The sequence below is a fragment of the Bacillus manliponensis genome (assembly GCF_000712595.1).
Classification (GTDB): Bacteria; Bacillota; Bacilli; order Bacillales; family Bacillaceae_G; genus Bacillus_A; species Bacillus_A manliponensis.
This window is the reverse complement of record NZ_JOTN01000022.1, coordinates 1-23,391: the sequence shown is the minus strand read 5'-3', so window position 1 is coordinate 23,391 and position 23,391 is coordinate 1. Positions and strand designations below refer to the sequence as shown.

Below are 23,391 nucleotides of genomic sequence, written 5' to 3'. Positions count from 1 at the left end.
AGATGGAGATTATGAAAAAAGCAGTTCTTCCTCTTCTGCTTCTCTTTGTTTTTTTACTTGAAAGTATGTTTTCAATTGTTGCACCTACAGAGTTGTTTTGGGAGAATAGCATAGCAGTTCCTCGTTTTTTAATGATTGTACTTTGTTTTATTGCAATTTACTTTAGTCCGATGCAAGGCGTTATTTATGGATTACTGTTTGGTTTTTTATTTGATATTATATATACAGAATTAGTGGGTGTGTACATTTTCGCATTTCCACTATTAACATATTTAGTGTATCAAGCGATGCGTATTTTACAGGTGAACATATTTATCGTTTCTGTTATTTCACTTGTAAGCGTTGCAGCACTAGAATATTACGTATATGGATTTTTAACATTAATTGGACGTGTACACATAACAGCGCAGAGCTTTTTTACAGATCGTCTTTTAGCTACGATGTTGTTAAATGGAATCTTTCTATTATTAGTATGTTTCCCACTGAGACGATATCTTTTACGTCTTTCGAAAATAATGGAAGAAAAAGAAAAAAGGGTTTTCTGATTTTATGTCGAATTGAATCGGTGGGGTGAGCGTTAGTGGAAGAAAAAAAGCAAGCTTATGTGACGATAAAAGGAACAAAAGACGGGTTAACCTTGCACCTTGATGACTCCTGTTCATTTCATGAATTATTGCAAGAACTTGATGAAAAGCTTTCAACTCATTATTATGATGGTGATGGACGCTCCCTGCTTGAGGTACATGTCAAAGTTGGAAATCGTTATGTAACGGAAGTACAACAAGAGGAAATTAAAACGTTAATTCGTAATAAAAAAAACCTTGTTGTAGATTCTATTGAAAGTAATGTGATAACGAAAGAGGAAGCGTTGGCATGGAAAGAAGAGACGGAAGTTGTGTCTATTTCTAAAGTTGTTCGTTCTGGTCAAGTATTGCATGTAAAAGGTGATTTATTATTAATTGGAGATGTTAATCCAGGCGGTAAAGTAATCGCTGGGGGAAATATTTTTGTAATTGGGGCATTAAGAGGCATTGCACATGCTGGTTATTATGGAGATGTAGAGGCCGTTATTGCAGCATCTGTCATGAATCCAATGCAGCTTCGAATTGGTGATGTGATGAGACGTGCTCCTGAAGAGAAAGAAGAGAATGCATTAGGAGCAGAATGTGCGTTCATTGATGAAGACGATCATATTGCTGTCGAACGGATTCACCTTCTCACTCATCTAAGACCTAATTTAACAAGGTTAGAAAGGGGAATTGTATAGCTGTGGGAGAGGCAATAGTTATTACATCTGGAAAAGGCGGCGTAGGGAAAACTACGACGTCTGCAAATATTGGAACAGCCTTAGCGTTATCTGGAAAAAAAGTATGTTTAATAGATACAGATATTGGTTTGCGTAATTTAGACGTAGTGATGGGTCTAGAAAATCGGATTGTATTTGATCTTGTTGATGTTGTTCAAGGCGAATGTAACGTGAACCAAGCTCTTATTAAGGATAAGCGCTTTGACCACCTTCATTTATTACCTGCGGCACAAACGAGTGATAAGTCAGCGGTAACACCTGAACAAATGGATGAACTTGTGCAACAGTTGCGTCCAGATTATGATTACATATTAATTGATTGCCCTGCAGGTATTGAACAGGGGTTTAAAAATGCAATTGCCGGAGCGGATAAGGCAATTGTTGTCACAACGCCAGAAGTTTCTTCTATGCGTGATGCAGATCGAATTATCGGCTTGTTAGAAAAGGAAGATATCGAGCCACCAAAGCTTGTTATTAACCGTGTACGTAGTCATATGTTAAATGAACAAGATATGTTAGATGTAGATGAAATTGTACGTACACTTTCAATCGATTTACTTGGTGTTGTAGAAGATGATGATGCTGTTATTCTTGCGACAAATACGGGAGAGCCTGTAGCGTTGCAACCGAATGGAAAAGCTTCACTTGCATACCGTAATATTGCAAGAAGGCTTCTTGGAGAGGCAGTACCATTACAATCGTTAGAGCCAGAAAAAGCTTCTGTTTTCACAAAAATGAAGAAATTTTTCGGTATTCGTTAAAAGCACTTCGCATATATGCGAAGTGCTTTCTTTTTTCTCTTATACTTCTCATGAATATATGAATCGGACAACTCATACATATGTACAAACTGTCTTTTTAGCGGCAATAGAATCTCGTATAGTATGAGGAAAGAGGGACGATATAGAATGAGGGATAAACGAATCGAGGAGATTAAAAAGCGCATTGCAAAGAGAAAAGCGCAGCAACAAAGAGAAGAAGATGGGCAGTTCTTTTCTAATGAGGAATATGAGTATGAACCGTTTTTGGTGGAAGAAGGAGAGAGAGAAGTGCATCCTCTTTTTCGAAAAGAAGTCTTTTTCTTTAAAATTCTGCTATCTGCTATTCTTGTTCTCGTTGTTGCGATTTTGTTTAAAAACACACCAGCATCTATGCAAGGTGCAAAAGTAACGGTAGAGAGGGTGATGAAAGAAGAGTTTCAATTTGCAGCTGTATCGAATTGGTATGAAAAACAATTTGGAGATCCGTTAACATTTTTACCTTCTATGGAGAAGGGGACACAGGGCAAAGAAGAGGATTATGCGATGCCGACTTTTGGTAAAGTAACAGAAAGCTTTAAAGCAAATGGGCAAGGTGTATTTATTGAAACAGAGGTAAGTGCAACAGTTGAAGCGGTAAACGAAGGGCTCGTTGTATTTGCTGGAAAAAAAGAAGGATATGGGAATACTGTTCAAATTCAGCATACAGATGGTTCGGAGTCTTGGTATGGGAATTTAGAAGAGGTTACTGTCAATTTATATGATTATGTAGATAAAAAACAAAAAATTGGTGTAGTCGCAAATGAGTCAGATGAAAAAAGTGGTGTTCTTTATTTCGCATTAAAAAAGAATGAAAAATTTATTGACCCAATTCAGGTGATTTCATTTGAATAAATATATGGAAGTTTTAACGAAAATTAAAGTGCATCCGTTGTTTTGGGGCGTTATAATGATTGGAATCTTTACAGCTCGTTTTAAAGAGCTCATCATTTTATTTTGTATTGTCTTCATCCATGAATTAGGTCATGCGCTTGCAGCTGCCCATTATAAATGGCGCATTAAACAAATTCAGCTGTTACCGTTTGGTGGTGTTGCGGAGCTTGATGAACATGGGAATAAACCGTTAAAAGAAGAGTTAGTTGTTGTGTTAGCTGGCCCTTTGCAGCACGTATGGATGATTGCAGTTGCGTATGTTCTCTACACAATGGGCATCGTTAGAGAAGAAATGTATTATTTCTTTATGTGGAACAATTTACTCATTTTATGCTTTAATTTATTACCGATATGGCCGTTAGATGGTGGGAAGATTATGTTTAATATACTTTCATATAAGCTTCCATTTTTACGTGCACATGACATGATGTTAAAAGTGTCATTTGTTCTATTTCAGTTTATTCTTATGTGGCAACTATTTTGGAATATAACAAATATGATGATGTGGATATTGCTTCTTTTTGTAGCTGTATCGTTATATCAAGAATGGAAACAGAGTCGTTATGCATTTATTCGCTTTTTATTGGAGAGATACTATGGGAATAAGCGTGGAATTGAAAAAATTGCACCAATTGAGGCTGGGAAAGACGATCGGCTATATACAATCTTTACACAGTTTCGAAGAGGATATAAACACTCCATTGTTATACGCGGAGAAAATAAAGAGCGTTATACATTGGATGAAAATGAATTATTATATGCTTACTTTACAGAGAAACGGACAACTTCATCGGTAGAAGAATTAATAGGTTAGTGTTGACGATAGCACTAACCTTTTACTATTGTTATGAATAAGAACATAAAAGAAGTGAGGCAAATATGTTGAAAAAGCTATACATCAATTATCTCGGTTCAGAAAAACGAGTGGCGGTTGAAGAAAGAAATGAAATTGTTGAACTGTTTTTAGAAAGGGAAGAAACAGAACAAATTGTAGGGAATATATATGTAGGGCGTATCGTACGCACAGTAGCTGGAATGAATGCTGCGTTTGTTAATATCGGTCTTGAAAAACATGCTTATTTATCATATGAAGATGTACCAGCAGGACAACGTGTCCATGAAGGACAGGCTCTTTTGTTACAAGTTGTAAAAGAACCAATCGATACGAAAGGAGCAAAGGTAACAGCTAATATCGAATTTACCGGGAAATATGTCGTTTATATGCCATATGAGGAAGTTCATGCTGTTTCTCGGAAAATAAAAGAAGAAAAAAGGCGAGAAGAGTTGAAAGGATTGCAAGGAGAAGGAGGGTTTATTTTCCGTTCTGCCTGCGAGAAGGCAAATTTAGAAGATGTACAAAAAGAAATGGAAGAACTACAACGTGTTTTTTGCACTATAAAACAGCTAGAGCAAAATGGGAAAGCGCCACTACTAGCACATAGCCCGTCTTCATTTTTAGAGCGTCTCTTTCAAGCTGTACCTACTGAAACGGTGACAGAAGTGATTGTAGATGACCGTAACATTATGAAATTGTTAGAGGAGAAAGTAGGTTTAGGTAAAGTAAGTTTTTATAACGAAAAAACACCGTTATTTAGTCATTATAGAATTGATCGTGAAATTGAGAAAGCACTTCAAAAAGTTGTTTGGCTCAAAAATGGCGCGTATGTATTAATTGAACAAACAGAAACAATGACAGTGATTGATGTGAACACAGGTAAGTTTACAGGGAAGCAAAATTTACAAGATACGGTGCTGCGTACAAATGAATTAGCAGCAAAGGAAATTGCTCGTCAGCTTCGCCTTCGTGATATTGGCGGGATGATTTTAATTGATTTTATTAATATGAAGAAGTATGAAGACCGTTTAAGTGTAAGAAACACGTTAATAGAGGGTTTAAAAACCGATCATACATATACACGTGTTTTACAATTTACAGAGCTCGGTATTTTAGAAATGACGCGTAAACGAAAGAAGCAATCACTGCGAGATATGTTAGAGAAAAACTGCTTTTCTTGCAGCGGGAGTGGATATGCACCGTCATCAGAAACAATTGCATACGAACTTGAGCGGGAACTTCTTTCTTATAATGGAACAGATGAGGAGGCAGCTCTTGTTTCTGCTCACTCAAGTATACAACGATTTTTTATGCAAAACGATTTGCAGGAGCATGTGCGTTATGACGTTCAATTTATAGAGCAAATTGAAATGGGGTATTCCGTCATACGTTTTGGAGATAAAGAAGAAATTATTTTTCGGAAAAAATAGTTAGTGGAACCTTTATTGACAATCGTCTATGTTTCATGATAACATCTCTATGTTATAGTTTATAGCACCTAAACGGCTATATGCTACAACCGCACGAAACAGGTTCTGAAATGACAGTGATGTCTACCTCGTTTTGGCGAGTCTTAGTAATTATGAGGAGGTGCAAGTATGTACGCAATTATCGAAACAGGTGGAAAACAAATTAAAGTTGAAGCTGGTCAAGCGATCTACATTGAAAAATTAGATGTAGAAGCTGGTGAAACTGTTACTTTTGACAAAGTTCTTTTCGTTGGTGGCGAAACTGTTAAAGTTGGTAGCCCAGTTGTAGAAGGTGCAACGGTTACTGCGAAAGTTGAAAAACAAGGTCGCGCTAAGAAAATTATCGTTTTCAAATACAAAGCGAAAAAGAACAATCGTAAGAAACAAGGTCATCGTCAACCATACACGAAATTAGTGATTGAAGCTATCAACGCTTAATTCGGGTTGTCATGATTAAAATTACGATTAACCGAACGACATTAGGAAGTATCCAATCATTTAAAATGACAGGGCACGCCAACTTTGCGCCACATGGACAAGATCTTGTTTGTGCGGGGACAACAGCGGTTGTGTTCGGTGTGATAAATGCAGTGGAATCACTTTGTAATGTGCAAGCAACTATTGAACTTGGAACAGACGGTGGATTTTTAACGTACGAATTACCTAGTGATCTAGATAATAGTACGAAAGAAAAAGCTTCTTTCCTACTAGAGGGCATGGTTGTTTCGCTAAAAACGATCGAACTTGATTACGGAAAATATATCCGATTAATAGAAAAAGTGCAGGAGGTGTAACGTATGTTAAGATTAGATCTTCAGTTTTTCGCATCTAAGAAAGGTGTAGGTAGTACAAAGAACGGTCGTGACTCTCAGTCAAAACGTCTTGGTGCTAAACGCGCAGATGGTCAAATGGTTTCAGGTGGTTCAATTCTTTACCGTCAACGCGGTACAAAAATTTATCCAGGTGTTAACGTTGGTCGTGGTGGCGATGACACATTATACGCGAAAGTTGACGGCGTAGTACGCTTCGAGCGTCTTGGCCGTGACCGCAAACAAGTGAGCGTATATCCTGTTGCTCAAGAAGCATAAGAACTCACGGAAAACTCTAACCTGAGTGCAGGTTAGAGTTTTTCTATATTAAAGGGGTATATGAATGAACAGAAAATGGACAATAATGGATGCACTCAATCATTCTAGACACGATTGGCTGAATCGATTGCAGATGATTAAAGGAAACCTTTCGCTTGGAAAAGTAGAAGAAATTCATGAACTAATCGAGCGTTTTGTCCAAGAAGCGAGACAAGAATCCATTTTGATGGGGCTTTCAATGCCTCAGTTTACAGAATGGATTTTAACATATAATTGGAAAAGACAGCCATGCTTGTTGGAATATGAAGTAATTGGTGACGTACATAATGTATCGCATCTTGATGAAGCGATTTGGAAATGGACAGAACAATTTTTTAGGTTACTTCAGCATAGTTTAGACGTTTATGTTGAAAATTATGTTTGTATCACAGTTGAATGTAGAGAAGAGAAGACTCGTTTCTTTTTCGATTTTCGTGGTAAGCTAACAAATGTAGATGACATAACGAAATGGCTTGCGTCCATAAAAGATGAGTTATATTCCATTTCTTTTACCGCAGGGGAAGAAGAAATGTCAATTGTTATATATGAAACGAAATAGAAAAAGTGTGGTGAAATCATGTTTGTAGATCAGGTCAAGATATATGTAAAAGGCGGCGACGGTGGAAACGGAATGGTTGCATACCGTCGTGAGAAATACGTTCCAAAAGGTGGCCCAGCTGGTGGTGACGGCGGAAAAGGTGCAGATGTTGTTTTCGTTGTAGATGAAGGCTTACGTACATTAATGGACTTCCGTTATCAACGTCATTTTAAAGCGGATCGTGGGCAACATGGAATGAGTAAAGGTCAGCATGGTCGTAAAGCTGATGATTTAATTGTAAAGGTTCCACCGGGAACAGTTGTAAAAGATGAAAAGACAGGACAAATCCTTGCAGATTTAGTTACACATGAGCAGTCAGCAATTATCGCAAGAGGTGGCCGTGGTGGCCGTGGTAACTCACGCTTTGCAACACCAACGAATCCAGCTCCAGAGATTGCCGAGAATGGTGAACCAGGTCAAGAGCGTGACGTTATTTTAGAGTTGAAAGTATTAGCAGATGTTGGACTTGTTGGATTCCCGAGTGTTGGAAAATCAACGTTGTTATCTGTTGTATCATCAGCTCGTCCAAAAATTGCTGAATATCACTTTACAACAATTGTTCCAAACTTAGGTGTTGTTGAAACTGGTGATGGCCGTAGTTTTGTTATGGCAGATCTTCCTGGACTAATTGAAGGTGCTCATGCAGGTGTGGGGCTAGGACATCAATTCCTTCGTCACATTGAGCGTACACGTGTAATCGTTCACGTAATTGATATGTCTGGTTTAGAAGGCCGCGAGCCATATGAAGATTACGTAACGATTAATAACGAATTGAAAGAGTATAATCTTCGTTTAACTGAGCGTCCACAAGTTGTTGTTGCAAACAAAATGGATATGCCAGATGCAGAAGAAAACTTACAAACGTTTAAAGAGCAGGTTGGAGAAGATGTGAAAATTTTCCCAATCTCTGCAGTAACAAAACAAGGTGTTCGTGATCTATTATTTGAAGTAGCAAATCTAATTGAAACAACACCAGAGTTCCCAATTCACGAAGTAGTAGATGAGTCTGACATTAGTGTAATGTACAAATTTGAGACAGAAGGTAGCAAGTTTGAAATTACACGTGAGGGCGATGGCACATTTGTTATTACTGGTAATGAGATTGAGAAGACATTTAAGATGACAGACTTTAGCCGCGATGAGTCTGTTCGCAGATTCTCTCGTCAAATGCGCGGTATGGGTATCGATGAGGCATTGCGTGAACGCGGTGCGAAAGATGGAGATATCGTTAAGATTCTTGAATACGAATTTGAATTTATTGAATAGGACTGCTGAATATCAGCAGTCTTTTTTTTATTTATAAAATGGAAAAGTGACCTTATAATGGAAATATATGTTGCTTATAAGTAATTGTTAAAGGGTGGGGTTATATGTATAAAGTGTTAATTGTGGAAGATGATGATAAAATTGCACATATTTTAGAAGATCACTTACAAAAGTATGGGTATGAGTCGGTTCGTGTGCAAAATTTTCGTCATATAAAAGATGAGTTTGTGAAAGTAAATCCGCATCTTGTCTTACTTGATATTAACTTGCCATACTTTGATGGGTTTTATTGGTGTCGCCAAATTCGAACGGTTTCAAATGCACCGATTATTTTTGTATCAGCTCGGACTGGTGAAATGGATCAAGTAATGGCAATTGAACACGGTGGTGACGATTATATTGCAAAGCCATTTCATTTAGATATTGTTATGGCGAAAATAAAAAGTGCGATGCGCCGTGTGTATGGAGAATATGCAGGATCATCAGAAAGTGATTACTATGGTGTAAATGGATTAGTATTATTCCCAGGACAGCATATTGTACAGTGGCAAGATAAGCAAGTTGAACTTACAAAAAATGAATATTATTTACTAGATTGCTTAATGAAACAAGCTGATCAATATGTAACGAGAGAAGAGTTGCTAGAAGCATTATGGGATGAAGTCGCTTTCGTTGATGACAATACGTTAACAGTAAATATAAAGCGCGTTCGGAAAAAGTTAGAGGAAATCGGGATTAAAAATGCGGTTGTTACAAAGCGAGGGTACGGCTATGCGCTCGTAACAAAATGGGAGACGGCAAATGAGGTATAAGACGTATTTGCTAGACCGGTTACCTTTAATATTTTCCTATATTTTAAGTATTAGCTTATTTGGTCTTGTACTTCAACTAGACATTTTATTAAGAAAGCAGTCTATTAGTTGGAATACGTGGTTATATGGTTTCGTGCTTGGAATAACAATACTTGTTGTATTTCTTATTTATGACTACAGAAAACGAGCATCCTTTCTGCAGCGAGTAGAGCAATATATTGCTGATGGTGATACACTTCATGATTCTTTACTTGTAACGGATTCTTCTTCCTATGAACAAGAAGTAATTGTAGAAGCATTCTCACTGCTTCGTGAACAATATATGAATGAAGTACATGAGCAGCAGGCGAAGGAACAACAACAAGTTATTTTCATGAATCAGTGGATTCATCAAATGAAAACGCCGGTATCGGTTATTGAACTGCTTCTGCAAAACCTTGGACAAACGCACCGTGATGCGAGATTGACAATTGAAAGTATTCGTGAAGAAAATAATCGCATTTTACATGGATTAGATTTGGCGCTTCATATGGCACGTATTGAGCAGTTTGAAAAGGATTATAAAGTAGAAGAGATGAATGTTATTGATATTGTACGCGATAGCATTAATCAGCATCGAAAAGCCTTTATCCAAAATTCTATCTATCCAAAATTAGTATTTGAAAAGGAGCAATACATAATATCATCTGATCAAAAATGGCTTAGCATTGCCATAAATCAAGTTGTTATGAATGCTTTAAAGTATACGAAGCTTACTGAGAAAGAGAAAAAAGAAATTCATTTTAGTATTGAAGAAAATGAACATTTTATTTTCTTACATATTCGTGATAACGGTATCGGCATCCCAAAACAAGATGTAAAACGTGTGTTTGAACCGTTTTTTACAGGGGTAAATGGACGAAAGACGAGAGAAGCAACAGGAATGGGGCTTTATATTACGAAGCAAATTTGTGAGAACTTGCAGCATAACCTTACTGCTGAAGGAGAAGAAGGTGAAGGGGCAACCTTTACATTTCAGTTTGCTAAAGATAAAGGTTATCACCAACTAATGAGAAAAATGACAAAACTGTAAGATAACGGGCTGTTTTGTAAGGAAAATCACTCGTTTCATCTCCATATTTTTCTTATAGTAGAGATAAGAAGAAAACGACATAGGGGGCTATGAAAATGAGTGTATTAGAAGTAAAAGGATTAACGAAAGTATATCAATCAAAAGGTGCGGTTGCGACAACTGCTTTACGTGATATTAATTTTAAAATTGAAGAAGGTGAGTTCGTTGGAATTATGGGACCATCTGGTAGCGGAAAAACAACGCTGCTGAACTTACTAGCAACAATTGATAAGCCGACATCTGGTCATGTATATATCAACAATGAAGAAATTAATAAAATGCGTGCATCAAAATTAGCAGCATTTCGTCGCACACATTTAGGATTTATTTTCCAAGATTTCAACTTACTTGATACGTTATCAATTAAAGAAAATATTATTTTACCGCTTGTAATGGCAAATCGTCCTGTAAAAGAAATTGATGCAAAAGTATTAGAAATTGCGAAGTTTTTAAATATTGAAGGTGTATTAAATAAAAAGGTGTACGAAGTATCAGGTGGTCAACAACAACGTGCGGCAGCGGCAAGAGCGATTATTCATGAGCCAACGTTAATTTTAGCAGATGAGCCAACGGGAAACTTAGACTCTAAATCAGCAAAGTCATTAATGGGAGCAATGCAGCGTCTTCATGAGGAGAAAAAAGTAACGGTTGCAATGGTAACACATGATCCTGTTGCTGCAAGTTATTGTGAACGTATTTTATTCATTCGTGACGGTGAAATTTTCTCTGAGATTCATAAAGGACAAACGAAGCAAGCTTTCTTCCAAGAAATATTAGATGTACTTGCGATGTTAGGGGGAGAGCACCATGAAGTTTCAGCAGCTCGCGTTCAATAATATAAAGGGAAACTGGCGAAGCTACAAAGCGTTTTTAATTAGTAGCTGTCTATCAATTATCGTTTTCTTTATGTATGCATCATTTATTTATCACCCAGACGTAGTAGGCGGTAACATTAGTCAAAAGATGCGTGTTGAAGCAGGATTAGAAGCAATGAACTACATCGTTGTTATCTTCTCTGGGATGTTCATTTTATACTCGAACTCTATCTTCTTACGCTCTCGAAAAAAAGAGCTAGGATTATTAACGTTAATTGGTGCAACAAAAGGACAACTTGGAAGAATGCTAATGCTAGAGCAAATAATTCTTGGTTTCGTTTCAGTTATAGTTGGAATCGCATTTGGTATGCTTGGGTCTACATTGTTCTTTAAAGCAGTAAGCGCAGCAGTTGGAATTGAAACATCTCTTCCATTCGTATGGAACTGGAAACCAATTTGGATTACTGCTGGTGTATATATGGCACTCTTTTTCGTACTATCGCTCTTTAGCTTATGGACGGTATGGAGATTACAAATTATTGACTTGCTTCGTGATGCAAGAAAGCAACGAGTTGAACCGTTCTCATTCGTTTGGTTATTTGTAGTTGGTTTGTTATGTATCATCGTGGCGTATGTACTTTGTTTCCAAGTTACATTTGCAAATTTCTTCATTTATTTCCTACCAATTGTTGGACTAACAATTGTCGGAACGTACTTTTTATTTACGCAAGGAAGTGTTGTGTTATTAAAAGCATTGCAAAGAAGAAAGTCGCTGTTTTATACACAACCGAATTTGTTTGTATTAAGTAACTTAATTTATAAAATGAAAGACAATGCTCGCTTTTTATTTATCATTTCTATCATTACTGCAGTTGTAGCGTCTGCTTCTGGTACGTTATATGTTTTCTTTGAAGATATGAGTAACAAAGCAGTTCATCAACATCCACATGCTGTAGCTTATACGGAAAACGGTATTGGATCCAATGAAGTAATTGATGAACAGAAAATGGACGAATTGTTAAAGAAACATAAATTTGAAGATGCAAGAAAAGCTACTATTGAAATTGTACCTGGGACAATGAAAATAAAAATGGCTGGTCGAGAGATAGAAGGTGATGTGCCGATTATATCCGAAAAAGAATTTAATAAAGAAGCGAAAAAACAGAAAAAAGAGGAGATTTATAACGAGGTCGGAGCTGGTACTCTCGTTATAGAAGGTATGGCGACGGACTTTATAAACTTTGATAAAACTGTGCAGTTCACTGTTCAAAATGAAGCGCATACTCTTAAGTTAAATAAAATGTATGCAGAGTCTGTATTTAACGGTATGGGATTTTTAGTAGTAAATGATGAAGATTATAAAAAGTATGCAAGTGTAGTTCCAGATACGGAAAAACAAAAGTATTACGGCTACTATATAAAAGACTGGCAAGCAACTGAAGGACTTGCAACAGATATGAAACAAATCATTTCTTCAGAAAAACAAGGACAGTTCTCAAATTCAGCCTTAAGTTATAAAGAAATAAAAGAATCAGGTTCTATTACAATGTTTATCGGTTTCTTCGTTACTGTGTTATTCTTCTTCTTTGCATGTAGCATGACATACTTTAAATGGTTTAACGATAAGGAACAAGATCGCATTCAGTTTACATCGTTAAAACGAATTGGTATGACAGAAAAAGAAATTCGTACAATTGCGATTCGTCAAATGGGTGCTGTCTTCTTTATCCCAATTTTAATCGGTATCGTCCATAGTGGTTTTGCATTGTATACATTAGGTAACATGTTACACATTGATTTATTGAAATCAGGAATTTTAATTATTACAGCGTATTTAACAGCCTCAGCAATTTACTTTATGATTGCACAAAGAGGATATTTAAAGCATGTAAAAAGCTAGGGTTTCTCCTAGCTTTTTACGTATGTAACGGATGAAAGGGTGAAAAGATGAACGTTTATAGGCTTGCGTTGCAAAATGTGAAGGGAAATTGGCGTAGCTACAAAGTATTCTTTTTCAGCAGCTGCTTTTCAATATTTGCCTTCTTTATGTATACATCGGTTATTTTTCATCCGATTATGAATGAAACTCCTTTGTACATAGGGGTAAAAGCTGGAATTGTTTTTTGTACGGTAATTGTATTAAGTTTTTCTATCATATTTATCTTGTATTCTAGCTCTATTTTTATACAGTCTCGTAAAAAAGAATTTGGATTGCTCATTTTAACGGGAGCGACTAAAAGAAATATGATAAGCATGTTAATGATAGAGCAACTAGTTATGGGCATGGCGGCAAGTGCTGTCGGTATTATGATTGGTACATTATTTTTAAAGTTATTTTTTATGATTTTTAGTCTGTTACTACATATGCCAAATGAAATGGTGTTTATATTTAGTATGAAAGCAGTTGTTCTTACCGTTTTCGTATATGGTGTATTGTTTAGTTTATTGTCAGTTGTCAATGCATTTCGTATATGGAAAATCGAAATTATTCATTTATTAAAAGAGATGCAGGCTGAGAAAAGGGAATTGAACAGGAAACACAAAAATCAAAAATGGCGTGCTGTATTTGGAGTTGTCTGTATTTTAACAGCGTATACGTTAGCGTTATATGTAATACCAAAAACAATTGTTTATATCGTGTTATTTTTCTTTCCGGTTGTTGGACTGACTACGTTTGGGACTTATTTTGTTTGTACGCATGGATTAATGTTTGTGCTCGAGTGGATGAAGAAGCAACAGCTTATGTATAAATACCCATATTTGTTTCTCGTCAATCAATTGTTACATCGTGTGAAAGATAATAGACGTTTTCTTTTCATGTTAACGATGACGACAACATTTGTTATAACAGCAACAGGTACGGTTTATTTACATTTTTTTAGTGTAAAAGAATTCGTTGAACAACCCCATGCATTTTCATATGAAGAAAAAGGCGTTGGATCCAATGAAATTATTGAGAAAGAAACAATTGAAAACTTATTTCATAAGCATGGTGTAGAGGAATTTCGTTATATTACGTTTTCAGGAGTGCCAGCAAAAATGAAATTAGACTGGATAGAACATGTAATGTTAATTAGTGAGGATGCTTATAATCGTGAAGCAAAGAGAAAAGGGCAGCGTCAATTTCATCTGAAACAAGGAAAGGTGGCATATGTACATGTGAATGGAGGAGATGTACCACGTTATGATAAACGGTATATCACTGTTGAAATTCAAGGGGAAAGTAGACGTTTTGGCTATAATGGAGCATATTATGAAAGTATTTTTAATAGGCATATAAATGGATATAGTGGTAAGTTTCTTATTATGGATGATAAGGATTTTCGACATATTTTCCAAAAAACATCGGATGAAGAAAAGTATACATACCATGGCTATGAATTGGACCAGTTGGAAGATTTAAAGGAATTAGGATGGGAATTAAATAATCTTATTTCAGATGATAAGGTTGGCCTAACATATAATTCTATATTAAATTATACGATGGTAAGAGATGGAAGCATGCTTATTTTATTTGTCGGTTCGTTTATTAGTATTCTTTTCTTTTTGGCATCCTGTAGTATAGTTTATTTTAAATGGTTTTATAATCTTGAATATGATAGAAAACAGTATCAGACTTTAACAAAAATAGGTGTGACGAATGGAGAAGTACGAAATATATTACGTTTACAGTTAGCTATTCCTTTTTTCTTACCCGTTCTATTTGGATGTATCCACAGCATAGTCGCGTTACAAACTTATAATAGCGTGTTTGTGAGGACGGGGGTTTTTCCGACAAGTGTAGTTGCTGTTGGATATATTTGTGCATGTACTGTTTTTTTCTATTTTGCACAAAGAGAATATATGAAACATATAGGCTAGCTACATGCTAGTCTTTTGTTTGTGAAGAAAATATAGAATAATAAAATTATTTATGTTATAACAGAAAGAAAAATAAAAAGGGGCACGATGAGTATGCGAGTAGGATATTTAGGACCAGAAGCGACGTTTACAAATGTAGCAGTTCGTCGTTTTTTTATAGAAGGAGAGCATATACCGTATCGTACAATTCCAGAATGTATTGATGCAGCGGCGCGTGGGGAAGTCGATTTTGCCGTCGTCCCGCTTGAAAATGCGATTGAAGGGTCAGTCAACATTACAATTGATTATATTGTTCATGAGAAGACACTCCCGATTGTTGGAGAAATTACTGTACCGGTGCAGCAACATTTGCTCGTTCATCCAGAACATGAAAATGGGTGGAGAGAAGTAGAAAGTGTATATTCACATCCCCATGCAATTGCACAGTGTCATAAATTTTTATATGAAAATGTAAAAGGGGCAAAGTTATATGATATGACGTCAACGAGTGCAGCTGCTCAGTTTGTGAAGGAAAATAGTGACAAAAAGATTGCGGCAATTGCCAACGAAGCAGCCGCACAGAAATATGGTTTATCCATCGTACAACGTGACATTCATACACATAAAAATAACCACACTCGTTTTTTAGTTTTACATAAAAACCGTTATGTGAAATTACCGAAAAACGGAGAATACCGCGGCGATAAAACGACACTTATGGTAACGTTACCGTCTGATTATGCAGGTGCGTTATATCAAGTGTTAGCTGCATTTGCTTGGCGTAAATTAAACTTATCAAAAATTGAATCACGTCCAATGAAAACGGGACTTGGCAATTATTTTTTCTTAATTGACGTTGAGCAAGAATATGATGATGTGTTGATACCAGGCGTCATGATGGAGCTTGAGGCACTTGGAGTTTCTGTGAAAGTGCTTGGGAGTTATTCAGCGTATTGGGTATAAATAAAAGCGGAGGATGTTCCCTCCGCTTTTATCCCGCTATTTGCGGGCTGTAAAAGCCCGATTGGTTCAACTAATAATCAGTGGGGGATGGAGAAAACCCCCACTGATTAAAGTTTCACTTTATTTTATGATAGCTTCTCAAGTCTTCCGGTTAGTTGTTCACGCCATACATCTGCTAGCTCTGGCACAGCAACAATTTTTTTCATGCTGTCTATATCTTTTCGTCTATGAAAATACACTTCGTTGCAAAAGAGAACGGAAACTTTAGCTGGATGTTCTTCTAGTAGTGTAATGGTAGAGTTGTTACGAACAATACCTTCTTTTATAACGCGGCATAAGTAACCGGTATAACCTGTTTCCACAATGCGAGGTAAAATGGCTGGTGTATCTAGTCGTTTTGAAATCGTACTACACGGAATCCGTGCTTGCGTTATTTCGATAATGGCTTCCCCTAGTTGATATGTATTACCGATGTATACGTCACGCTCTAACATATTAGTAGCGGTAATGTTTTCTCCAAATGCCGAAGAAGGAAGCGGTTTTTGAAATTCCTTCTCCCAAAGTTCATAATGTTCATAAGGATATATACAAACTGCACGGTCAGGTCCACCGTGATGACGTAAATCGGCAACACCATCTCCTTGAAATCCATCTTTTGATAGAAAAGCTTCCTCTGTTAGCTGTTTACAAATGCCAGATGTCATTTCTTTCTCTTCGCCATATGTGACGATTTTTGGTTTACCAGTGCTAAAGTGAACGAGTTTCATCAAAATCCCCCTTTGTTATAATTGTAAGTATTATAGCATGTTCAAAATATATAAATACAAGTTAAAAAACGAACAAACCCTCTTCTTTTTCGGTAGAAGAGGGTGTTCCTCCATGTGCAGTAGCGGTCAGTGCCTTTTCCTACTGCGCGCTATGTTACAACAAATGGATGAAATGAGTACGTTTATCATTCTTATATACGTGGCAGCTACTTTTGTGTAAAATGGTCAAGTTGGATATATATAAGAAAGCACAGAGAATCTTGAAATCTCTGTGCTTTTCTAATTAATGAACGAGAAATCCAGCTTTATTTAATGCTTCGCAAGCTGCATTTAATTTTTCAGTTGAGTCTGCTTCAATTGTATGAAGGTGAACACCATCTGTTAATTGTGATAAGTAAGCTGCGTTTGTGTTTTCAACTTTCTTTAAATATTGCTCCACTTCAAAACGATTGCTTACCATAATGGAAGCTGTTAAATCACCATATACAGGATGTTCTACTTTTACATCTTTAATCACAACACCGTGATCTACAAGTAATGTTAATTCGTCGCGTACTTCGCTTGGCTTATGTTTACAAACAATCACACGTTCAAATGTATGTTGTTTTTCGGTAGGCTTTAAATATAAGTATCCTTGTGCAGTTGCGATGATTGGCTCGTTTCGCGCTTTTAATAAAGAAATGTCTTGGACAATTACTTGGCGGCTTACGTTTGTTTTCTTTGATAATTCACTGCCCGATAGTGGTTTATTTGCCGTAAGAAGCCACTGTAAAATAAGCTGCCTTCTTTCCTCTCCTAAAATCTTTTTTTGTTCGTTTCCAGTCATTATAATGTAACACCTCTATAAAAAAATTGATTTTCCACTGTTTTTAATACATCGATGGTTGCATCGATCTCTTCTTTTGTTGTAGGACGTCCGAAAGAAAAGCGGACATATTGTTTTGCTTCTTCCACTGTTTTTCCGATGGCTAGCAGCGTTTTCGAAGGTTCTTGTTTTCCGATTTGGCAAGCACTTCCCGTTGAAATTCCAATCCCATACCGGTTACATTCTAACATTGTATATTGTCCTTCTATTCCTTTTATTGTAACCCCAACGATGTGTGGTAAACAAGAAGTAGAATGTCCTTCTATTTGAATTATGTTTGAATTTGCTTGCAAACGCTCTATAAAATATGTGCGCAGCTGTCGTAAACGTTTCATTTCAGCTTCTCTATGTTTTATCATTTCTTCTGATGCGGTAATGAAAGAAGCGATTCCTGGAACATTGACAGTGCCAGGGCGAAAGCCTTTTTCATGAGATGTATTTGGAAATACTGCTTTCCAGCGAACCCTCGGATTGATATAGCATGCTCCTACACCTTTTGGTCCGTACAATTTATGTGCGGAAACAGATAGACTATCGATACTCATTTTTTCTACATCGATTGGTAGTTTTCCAAACGTTTGTACGCAGTCTGTATGCAATAAAATATTGTGTTTTTTCAATAACTTACTAATTTCAGCTAAAGGCTGCACCGTGCCAATTTCAGAATTTCCGTGCTGAATACAAGCGAGTACAGTATCGGTAGTAATGCTTTGCTCTAAAGCTTTTAAATTAAGTAAACCAGACGAATCGACGGGAACTTCTGTAACGGTATATCCTTTCGCTTGCAGCAAATGAAAATAACTACGAATTGAAGCATGCTCGAGTGGTGTTGTCACAATATGCCTACCATCGTGTGTTTCTAGTAATGATTGCAGTGCTAGAAAGTTGGATTCAGAGCCGCCGCTTGTAAAAAATACACCTTGTTCTTTTCCACTAATCATCTTTGCAAAAGCTTTTCTACATGCTTCTAGTAAAGACGAAGCAGAACTACCAACATCATGTAAGCTTTGTTCATTTCCAAAATAGTTCGTAGCTGCTTTTATATAGGTTTCCAGTGCTTTCTCACTCATTGGAGTTGTTGCTGCGTAATCAAGATATATCATCATGTCTCATTCCTTTTTGAAAAAAGTTCTTGTCATCATTTTAAATATATGTAAATATAGGTGTCAAGACAGTTGAAAAGTGTAAAGTAGGAGGTAGTGACAATGCCAAATGCAGATGTCGTCATTATTGGCAGTGGAGTTGCAGCGCTTTCTGTTGCAAAAGCTATTTGTCACGAAAAGAATGTGATACTTATCACAAAAAGGACAAAACAAAATAACAATACAAATTTAGCGCAAGGTGGAATTGCAGCAGCGATTGCTTCGTATGACCATCCAAATGACCATTATGAAGATACGTTAGCAGCAGGTTGTTACTACAACAACAAAGAAGCTGTTCGTTATTTAGTCGAGCATGGTCCGGTGGTGATGAAAGAATTAATAGATAGTGGCATGATCTTTGATGGTGATGAGCGTGGTTTACATTTTGGAAAAGAAGGAGGACATAGTAAACACCGCATTTTACATGCTGGTGGAGATGCAACAGGGAAAATTTTATTGCAACAACTTTTGAAAGAGGTTACTCCGTATGTAACAATCATTGAGCTTGAAATGGTTTTACATTTGGTTACGGAAGAGAATAGATGCTGTGGTGTTATTACACGTGATGAAAAAGGGCAGATACATCGTTATGATGCAAAGCATGTTGTTCTTGCAACGGGAGGAATTGGTGGTGTATATGCATGTACTTCTAATGATGAAAGTATTACTGGTGACGGTTTAGCGATAGCGTACCGAGCTGGAGCTGAGCTTGTTGATTTAGAATTTATTCAATTTCATCCAACGATGTTATACATAAATGGCGAAGGGAAGGGACTTGTTTCAGAAGCGGTGCGGGGAGAGGGAGCTATTTTGCGAAATGGAAAAGGTGAGTGGTTTATGGAGCATATTCATGAGCAAAAAGAGCTTGCCCCTCGTGATGTTGTTGCTCGTGCGATTCACGAGCAAATCCTTGCAGGTGAAGAGGTATATTTAGATATAACAAACATTCCGCATTTTGCAGAGCGTTTCCCAACTGTATCAGCTTTATGTGAGGCGCAGCAGCTTGATATGAAAAAAGGGAAAATACCAGTTGCTCCGGGAGCGCATTTTCATATGGGCGGAATTAAAGTGAATGGAAACGGTGAAACATCAATTAACGGCTTATATGCAGTTGGTGAAGTTGCTTGTAATGGCGTACATGGAGCAAATCGTTTAGCAAGTAATTCATTGCTAGAGGGACTTGTTTTTGGAAAGCGAACGGGAGAATACATTTTAGAGCAAGAAGTGACGTTTAGAAGAAAAGAAAGAGCAGATTGTATCGTAGCTTCTAAAGCGAAAGCCTTGCCGAAGAAACAGGAGATTCGACAATTTATGATGAAGTATGTTGGCATTGTTCGTACAGAAGAAAATTTATTATATGTGAAAAAATGGCTTGAACAATATGACGTATACGATGATCCTATGCAGTATGAGGAATTATCGGATGAAGAAATTACAGTTATGAATATGTTAACGGTATGCTATCTCGTAACGAAAGCAGCATTAGCGAGAAAAGAGAGTGTTGGTGGCCATTACCGAAGTGATTTTCAACAGCGAAATAAAGAAGTACGAGAAATCATCATACAAAAGAATGTATTAGAGTTTGTGTAACGAGGGGGAAGAAGCGTCTTATGAATACGTTAAAAATACAAGAAGCATTAAAACGATTTTTTTTAGAAGATATTGGGGAACGAGATGTTACATCACAGCTTATCTTTCCAGATGACCTTGTAGCAAAAGGGACGTTTCTTGTAAAAGATACGGGTGTATTTTGTGGAGTAAGCATTATTCAAGAAGGCTTCGCATTGTTAGATAAACGAGTTGAAATCATTTTGCACAAGAAAGATGGAGATGGAGTAACAAAAGGAGAGGTCATTGCAACTGTTGAAGGTCCTATTTCGTCTTTATTAACGGGTGAACGAGTTGTTTTAAATATGATTCAGCGGATGAGCGGTGTAGCGACGATGACAAAAAAAGCAGTGCAGGTACTTGAGAGTGATCATACACGCATTTGTGACACGAGAAAAACGATGCCTGGTCTTCGTATGTTTGATAAGTATGCAGTAACATGCGGAGGTGGTTATAACCATCGCTTCGGATTATATGATGGCGTCATGATTAAAGATAATCATATTGCGTTTGCTGGTTCCATTACGAAAGCTGTCATAGCGGTAAAAGAAAAACTCGGCCATATGGTGAAAGTAGAAGTGGAAACTGAGACGGAAGAACAAGTGTTAGAAGCGGTAAGTGCCGGAGCAGACATTATTATGTTTGATAATCGAACACCTGAAGAAGTGTGTGCATTTTGTAAGCTCGTCCCAAGCGTGATTGTAACGGAAGTGTCAGGGGGGATTACGCTTGAAAATTTAAGAGCGTATCGAAATGTGGGTGTGGATTATATCTCACTTGGAGCATTAACGCATTCTACGCAGGCTTTAGATATTAGTTTTAATATCGAAGTGTAAGAAAGAGGGGAAAACAATGGGGATTTTAGAAACGATAGAACCACTTGAAACAATGTTACCAGAACGTTATCGTACGATGCCGGTAGAAGAAATGGAAGCGCGCGTACGTGAAATAAAAGAAGCGTTAGGAGAGAAGTTATTTATTCCAGGACACCATTACCAAAAAGATGAGGTTGTTCAGTTTTCTGACTCTACAGGTGATTCGCTTCAGCTTGCACAAGTGGCAGCACGTAATAAAAAAGCAAAATATATTGTTTTTTGCGGTGTTCATTTTATGGCAGAAACAGCAGATATGTTAACAACAGAAGAACAAGTTGTCATTTTACCAGATATGCGTGCAGGTTGTTCGATGGCAGATATGGCCGATATTGAACAAACAGAACGAGCTTGGATAAAGCTACAGAAGTTATTTGGAGATACGATGTTACCGTTAACGTATGTGAACTCAACAGCGGCGATTAAAGCATTTTGTGGGCGAAATGGCGGCGCAACAGTTACATCTTCAAATGCAAGAGAAATGGTTGATTGGGCATTTACACAAAAAGAACGGATTTTATTTTTACCAGATCAGCACTTAGGGAGAAATACCGCACATGACCTTGGTGTTCCATTACATAATATGGCTGTTTGGGATCCGCATCGTGACGAGTTAGAGTACAAAGGGAATATAGAGGATGTGCAAGTGATTTTATGGAAAGGGTATTGCTCGGTTCATCAAAATTTCACTGTAAAAAATATTGAAAGTGTGAGAAAAAATCATCCAGATATGAATATTATCGTTCACCCTGAGTGTTGCTATGAAGTGGTGGCTGCTTCTGATTACGCAGGGTCAACGAAGTATATTATTGATATGATTGAAAAGGCACCTTCTGGTAGTAAGTGGGCGATTGGAACGGAGATGAATTTAGTGAATCGCATCATTCAGCAGCACCCGGATAAAGAAATTGTGTCCTTAAACCCATTTATGTGTCCTTGCTTAACGATGAATCGTATTGACTTACCTCATTTATTATGGGCGCTAGAAATGATAAGTGAAGGTGAGGTTGTGAATGTAATTCAAGTAGAGAAACAAGTAACAGAAGAAGCAGTGCTCGCGTTAAATCGTATGTTAGAGCGAGTGTAAAAGCAGCGGAAATTCGCTGCTTTTTCTTTTGTACATAATTCGGTCTTTATGAGCATACATTGTGTTGAAGCTATCGTTGTGTTTATTATGCAGACTTGTAAATAGGCACCATGTGTTCAACTTATAGAGGACGGATAAAAGGCTCGCCATACAACATGATGGATTGTGAAATTCTTATTTCAAAATTACAGAGCATTTGAAGGAGTTTAAGTGGAGGATGGACATCACGTAAAAGCTCGATTAGTTCAACTAACAGGCAGTGGAGAAAGTTTCCCGCTGCGTAAAGTTTCACTTTATTTATAGATGCGTTGTACAGGAGGGGGAAAATTTGAAAATTCATATCGTGCAAAAAGGGGATACCCTTTGGAAAATTGCAAAGAAATATGGAGTGGATTTTGAAGTATTAAAACAAGCAAATAAGCAATTAAGTAATCCTGATTTAATTATGCCGGGTGCGAAAATCAAGGTGCCAACTGGCGGTGTTTCAGCGAAAAAGAATAGTGGTACTGGTTCGCTCCCTCCGAAAGAATATGTAAAAGAAGTACAGCAAAAGGAAGTGCAGCAAAAGGAAGTACAGCAAAAAGAAGTGCCAGTAAAAGAGGTACAAAAAGAAGTACAAAAAGAACAACCAGCAGAAAAAGAGAATACGAAGTTCTCGGTGAATATTTTACCGCAACCACCACAACCACCAGTAAAGCCTGCAAAGGACTATAAAATTTCAGATATTATAAAAAAAGGAAATGACTTAATTGCGCCGCAAATTCAAAAAATGAAATCAAATATTTCACCAGAGGCGAAAAAGGAAAATGTGAGTAATATTTCCAAGCAAGAAGCGAAGAAAGAGAACGTAAGCAATGTATCCAAGCAAGAAGTGAAGAAAGAGAACGTAAGCAATGTATCCAAGCAAGAAATGAAGAAAGAGAACGTAAGTAATGTATCCAAACAAGAAGTGAAGAAAGAGAATGTAAGTAATGTATCAAATGAAGCAGTAAAGAAAGAAAATGTAAGCAATGTATCCAAACAAGAAGTTATAAAAGGGAATATGCAAATTCCAGAAGTAAAGCCACCAAATATTGAAATGCCAATGATGGAAAACAATCAAATGCCAAACATGATGCCGATGATGGAAAACAACCAAATGCCGAACATGATGCCGATGATGGAAGATAACCAAATGCCAAACATGATGCCAATGATGGAAAACAATCAAATGCCAA

Annotated in this window: 24 protein-coding genes and 1 other annotated feature; of the genes, 21 read left to right on the top strand and 3 right to left on the bottom strand. The window is 37.0% G+C overall.

The genetic code is table 11. The annotated features are described in order from the left end of the window. The first annotated feature begins 2 nt into the window (after positions 1-2). The 17 genes from mreD to pheA all read left to right on the top strand — a co-directional run bounded on the left by mreD (position 3) and on the right by pheA (position 15,833). On the top strand, positions 3-545 hold the full coding sequence (gene mreD / locus BAMA_RS19320) for a rod shape-determining protein MreD (protein WP_034642481.1): 543 nt from the start codon (positions 3-5) through the stop codon (positions 543-545). Between the two features lie 35 nt (positions 546-580). Continuing rightward, on the top strand, positions 581-1,267 hold the full coding sequence (minC, locus tag BAMA_RS19315; RefSeq protein WP_034642479.1) for a septum site-determining protein MinC: 687 nt from the start codon (positions 581-583) through the stop codon (positions 1,265-1,267). A gap of 2 nt (positions 1,268-1,269) precedes the next feature. Then, positions 1,270-2,067: a septum site-determining protein MinD gene (minD, locus tag BAMA_RS19310; RefSeq protein ID WP_034642477.1), complete on the top strand. Its 798-nt coding sequence runs from the start codon at positions 1,270-1,272 to the stop codon at positions 2,065-2,067. A gap of 147 nt (positions 2,068-2,214) precedes the next feature. Further along, positions 2,215-2,958: a M23 family metallopeptidase gene (locus BAMA_RS19305; protein WP_034642475.1), complete on the top strand. Its 744-nt coding sequence runs from the start codon at positions 2,215-2,217 to the stop codon at positions 2,956-2,958. Further along, positions 2,951-3,811, top strand: coding sequence for a M50 family metallopeptidase (locus BAMA_RS19300; RefSeq protein ID WP_034642474.1), 861 nt, complete (start codon positions 2,951-2,953; stop codon positions 3,809-3,811). The genes BAMA_RS19305 and BAMA_RS19300 overlap by 8 nt, the downstream gene beginning before the upstream one ends. 68 nt (positions 3,812-3,879) lie before the next feature. Continuing rightward, entirely contained in the window at positions 3,880-5,262 is a 1,383-nt protein-coding gene (locus tag BAMA_RS19295; RefSeq protein WP_034642538.1) for an Rne/Rng family ribonuclease, read from the top strand. A 77-nt stretch (positions 5,263-5,339) separates the two neighbouring features. Continuing rightward, positions 5,340-5,416 (top strand) — a sequence feature (ribosomal protein L21 leader region). Positions 5,417-5,430: 14 nt separating this feature from the next. After that, positions 5,431-5,739, top strand: a complete 309-nt coding sequence (gene rplU / locus BAMA_RS19290; RefSeq protein WP_034642472.1) for a 50S ribosomal protein L21 — start codon at positions 5,431-5,433, stop codon at positions 5,737-5,739. An 11-nt stretch (positions 5,740-5,750) separates the two neighbouring features. Next, positions 5,751-6,095 (top strand): ribosomal-processing cysteine protease Prp, encoded by a 345-nt coding sequence (locus BAMA_RS19285; protein ID WP_034642470.1) that lies wholly within the window; start codon positions 5,751-5,753, stop codon positions 6,093-6,095. Positions 6,096-6,098: 3 nt separating this feature from the next. Then, positions 6,099-6,389 carry a 50S ribosomal protein L27 gene (gene rpmA, locus BAMA_RS19280; protein ID WP_017150650.1) on the top strand — a complete coding sequence of 97 codons (291 nt, stop codon included), beginning with the start codon at positions 6,099-6,101 and terminating at the stop codon, positions 6,387-6,389. A 64-nt stretch (positions 6,390-6,453) separates the two neighbouring features. After that, positions 6,454-6,987 (top strand): sporulation initiation phosphotransferase B, encoded by a 534-nt coding sequence (locus BAMA_RS19275; RefSeq protein WP_034642467.1) that lies wholly within the window; start codon positions 6,454-6,456, stop codon positions 6,985-6,987. A gap of 18 nt (positions 6,988-7,005) precedes the next feature. Continuing rightward, complete coding sequence (gene obgE, locus BAMA_RS19270; protein ID WP_034642466.1) at positions 7,006-8,292, top strand: GTPase ObgE; 1,287 nt, start codon at positions 7,006-7,008, stop codon at positions 8,290-8,292. Between the two features lie 104 nt (positions 8,293-8,396). After that, positions 8,397-9,104 carry a response regulator transcription factor gene (locus tag BAMA_RS19265; RefSeq protein ID WP_034642464.1) on the top strand — a complete coding sequence of 236 codons (708 nt, stop codon included), beginning with the start codon at positions 8,397-8,399 and terminating at the stop codon, positions 9,102-9,104. Continuing rightward, complete coding sequence (locus BAMA_RS19260; RefSeq protein WP_034642463.1) at positions 9,094-10,176, top strand: sensor histidine kinase; 1,083 nt, start codon at positions 9,094-9,096, stop codon at positions 10,174-10,176. The genes BAMA_RS19265 and BAMA_RS19260 overlap by 11 nt, the downstream gene beginning before the upstream one ends. A gap of 95 nt (positions 10,177-10,271) precedes the next feature. Continuing rightward, a complete protein-coding gene (locus BAMA_RS19255) occupies positions 10,272-11,051 on the top strand; it encodes an ABC transporter ATP-binding protein (protein WP_034642461.1) in 780 nt (259 codons plus the stop codon). Next, positions 11,023-12,930, top strand: coding sequence for an ABC transporter permease (locus tag BAMA_RS19250; RefSeq protein WP_034642460.1), 1,908 nt, complete (start codon positions 11,023-11,025; stop codon positions 12,928-12,930). Before BAMA_RS19255 ends, BAMA_RS19250 begins: the two co-directional genes overlap by 29 nt. Before the next feature lie 47 nt (positions 12,931-12,977). Beyond that, entirely contained in the window at positions 12,978-14,891 is a 1,914-nt protein-coding gene (locus tag BAMA_RS19245; protein ID WP_034642459.1) for an ABC transporter permease, read from the top strand. Positions 14,892-14,984: 93 nt separating this feature from the next. Further along, positions 14,985-15,833 carry a prephenate dehydratase gene (gene pheA, locus BAMA_RS19240; RefSeq protein WP_034642458.1) on the top strand — a complete coding sequence of 283 codons (849 nt, stop codon included), beginning with the start codon at positions 14,985-14,987 and terminating at the stop codon, positions 15,831-15,833. Between the two features lie 125 nt (positions 15,834-15,958). Here the strand turns inward: pheA and BAMA_RS19235 are convergent, their stop codons facing one another. The 3 genes from BAMA_RS19235 to BAMA_RS19225 form a co-directional block, all read right to left on the bottom strand. Continuing rightward, positions 15,959-16,606, bottom strand: a complete 648-nt coding sequence (locus BAMA_RS19235; protein WP_034642457.1) for an MOSC domain-containing protein — start codon at positions 16,604-16,606, stop codon at positions 15,959-15,961. A 277-nt stretch (positions 16,607-16,883) separates the two neighbouring features. Then, positions 16,884-17,426 (bottom strand): transcription repressor NadR, encoded by a 543-nt coding sequence (locus BAMA_RS19230; RefSeq protein WP_034642456.1) that lies wholly within the window; start codon positions 17,424-17,426, stop codon positions 16,884-16,886. After that, positions 17,426-18,571, bottom strand: a complete 1,146-nt coding sequence (locus BAMA_RS19225; protein ID WP_034642455.1) for an IscS subfamily cysteine desulfurase — start codon at positions 18,569-18,571, stop codon at positions 17,426-17,428. The genes BAMA_RS19230 and BAMA_RS19225 overlap by 1 nt, the downstream gene beginning before the upstream one ends. A 99-nt stretch (positions 18,572-18,670) precedes the next feature. Here BAMA_RS19225 and nadB point away from each other — a divergent pair, with 99 nt between their 5' ends. From nadB to safA, 4 genes are all read left to right on the top strand, one after another. Next, positions 18,671-20,197 (top strand): L-aspartate oxidase, encoded by a 1,527-nt coding sequence (gene nadB, locus BAMA_RS19220; protein WP_034642454.1) that lies wholly within the window; start codon positions 18,671-18,673, stop codon positions 20,195-20,197. A 20-nt stretch (positions 20,198-20,217) separates the two neighbouring features. Then, a complete protein-coding gene (gene nadC, locus BAMA_RS19215; RefSeq protein ID WP_034642453.1) occupies positions 20,218-21,051 on the top strand; it encodes a carboxylating nicotinate-nucleotide diphosphorylase in 834 nt (277 codons plus the stop codon). A 16-nt stretch (positions 21,052-21,067) separates the two neighbouring features. Next, positions 21,068-22,174, top strand: a complete 1,107-nt coding sequence (gene nadA, locus BAMA_RS19210; RefSeq protein ID WP_034642452.1) for a quinolinate synthase NadA — start codon at positions 21,068-21,070, stop codon at positions 22,172-22,174. A 328-nt stretch (positions 22,175-22,502) separates the two neighbouring features. Further along, positions 22,503-23,391, top strand: an 889-nt coding sequence (safA, locus tag BAMA_RS19205) for a SafA/ExsA family spore coat assembly protein (RefSeq protein WP_034642537.1), incomplete at its 3' end; no start/stop codon positions are given.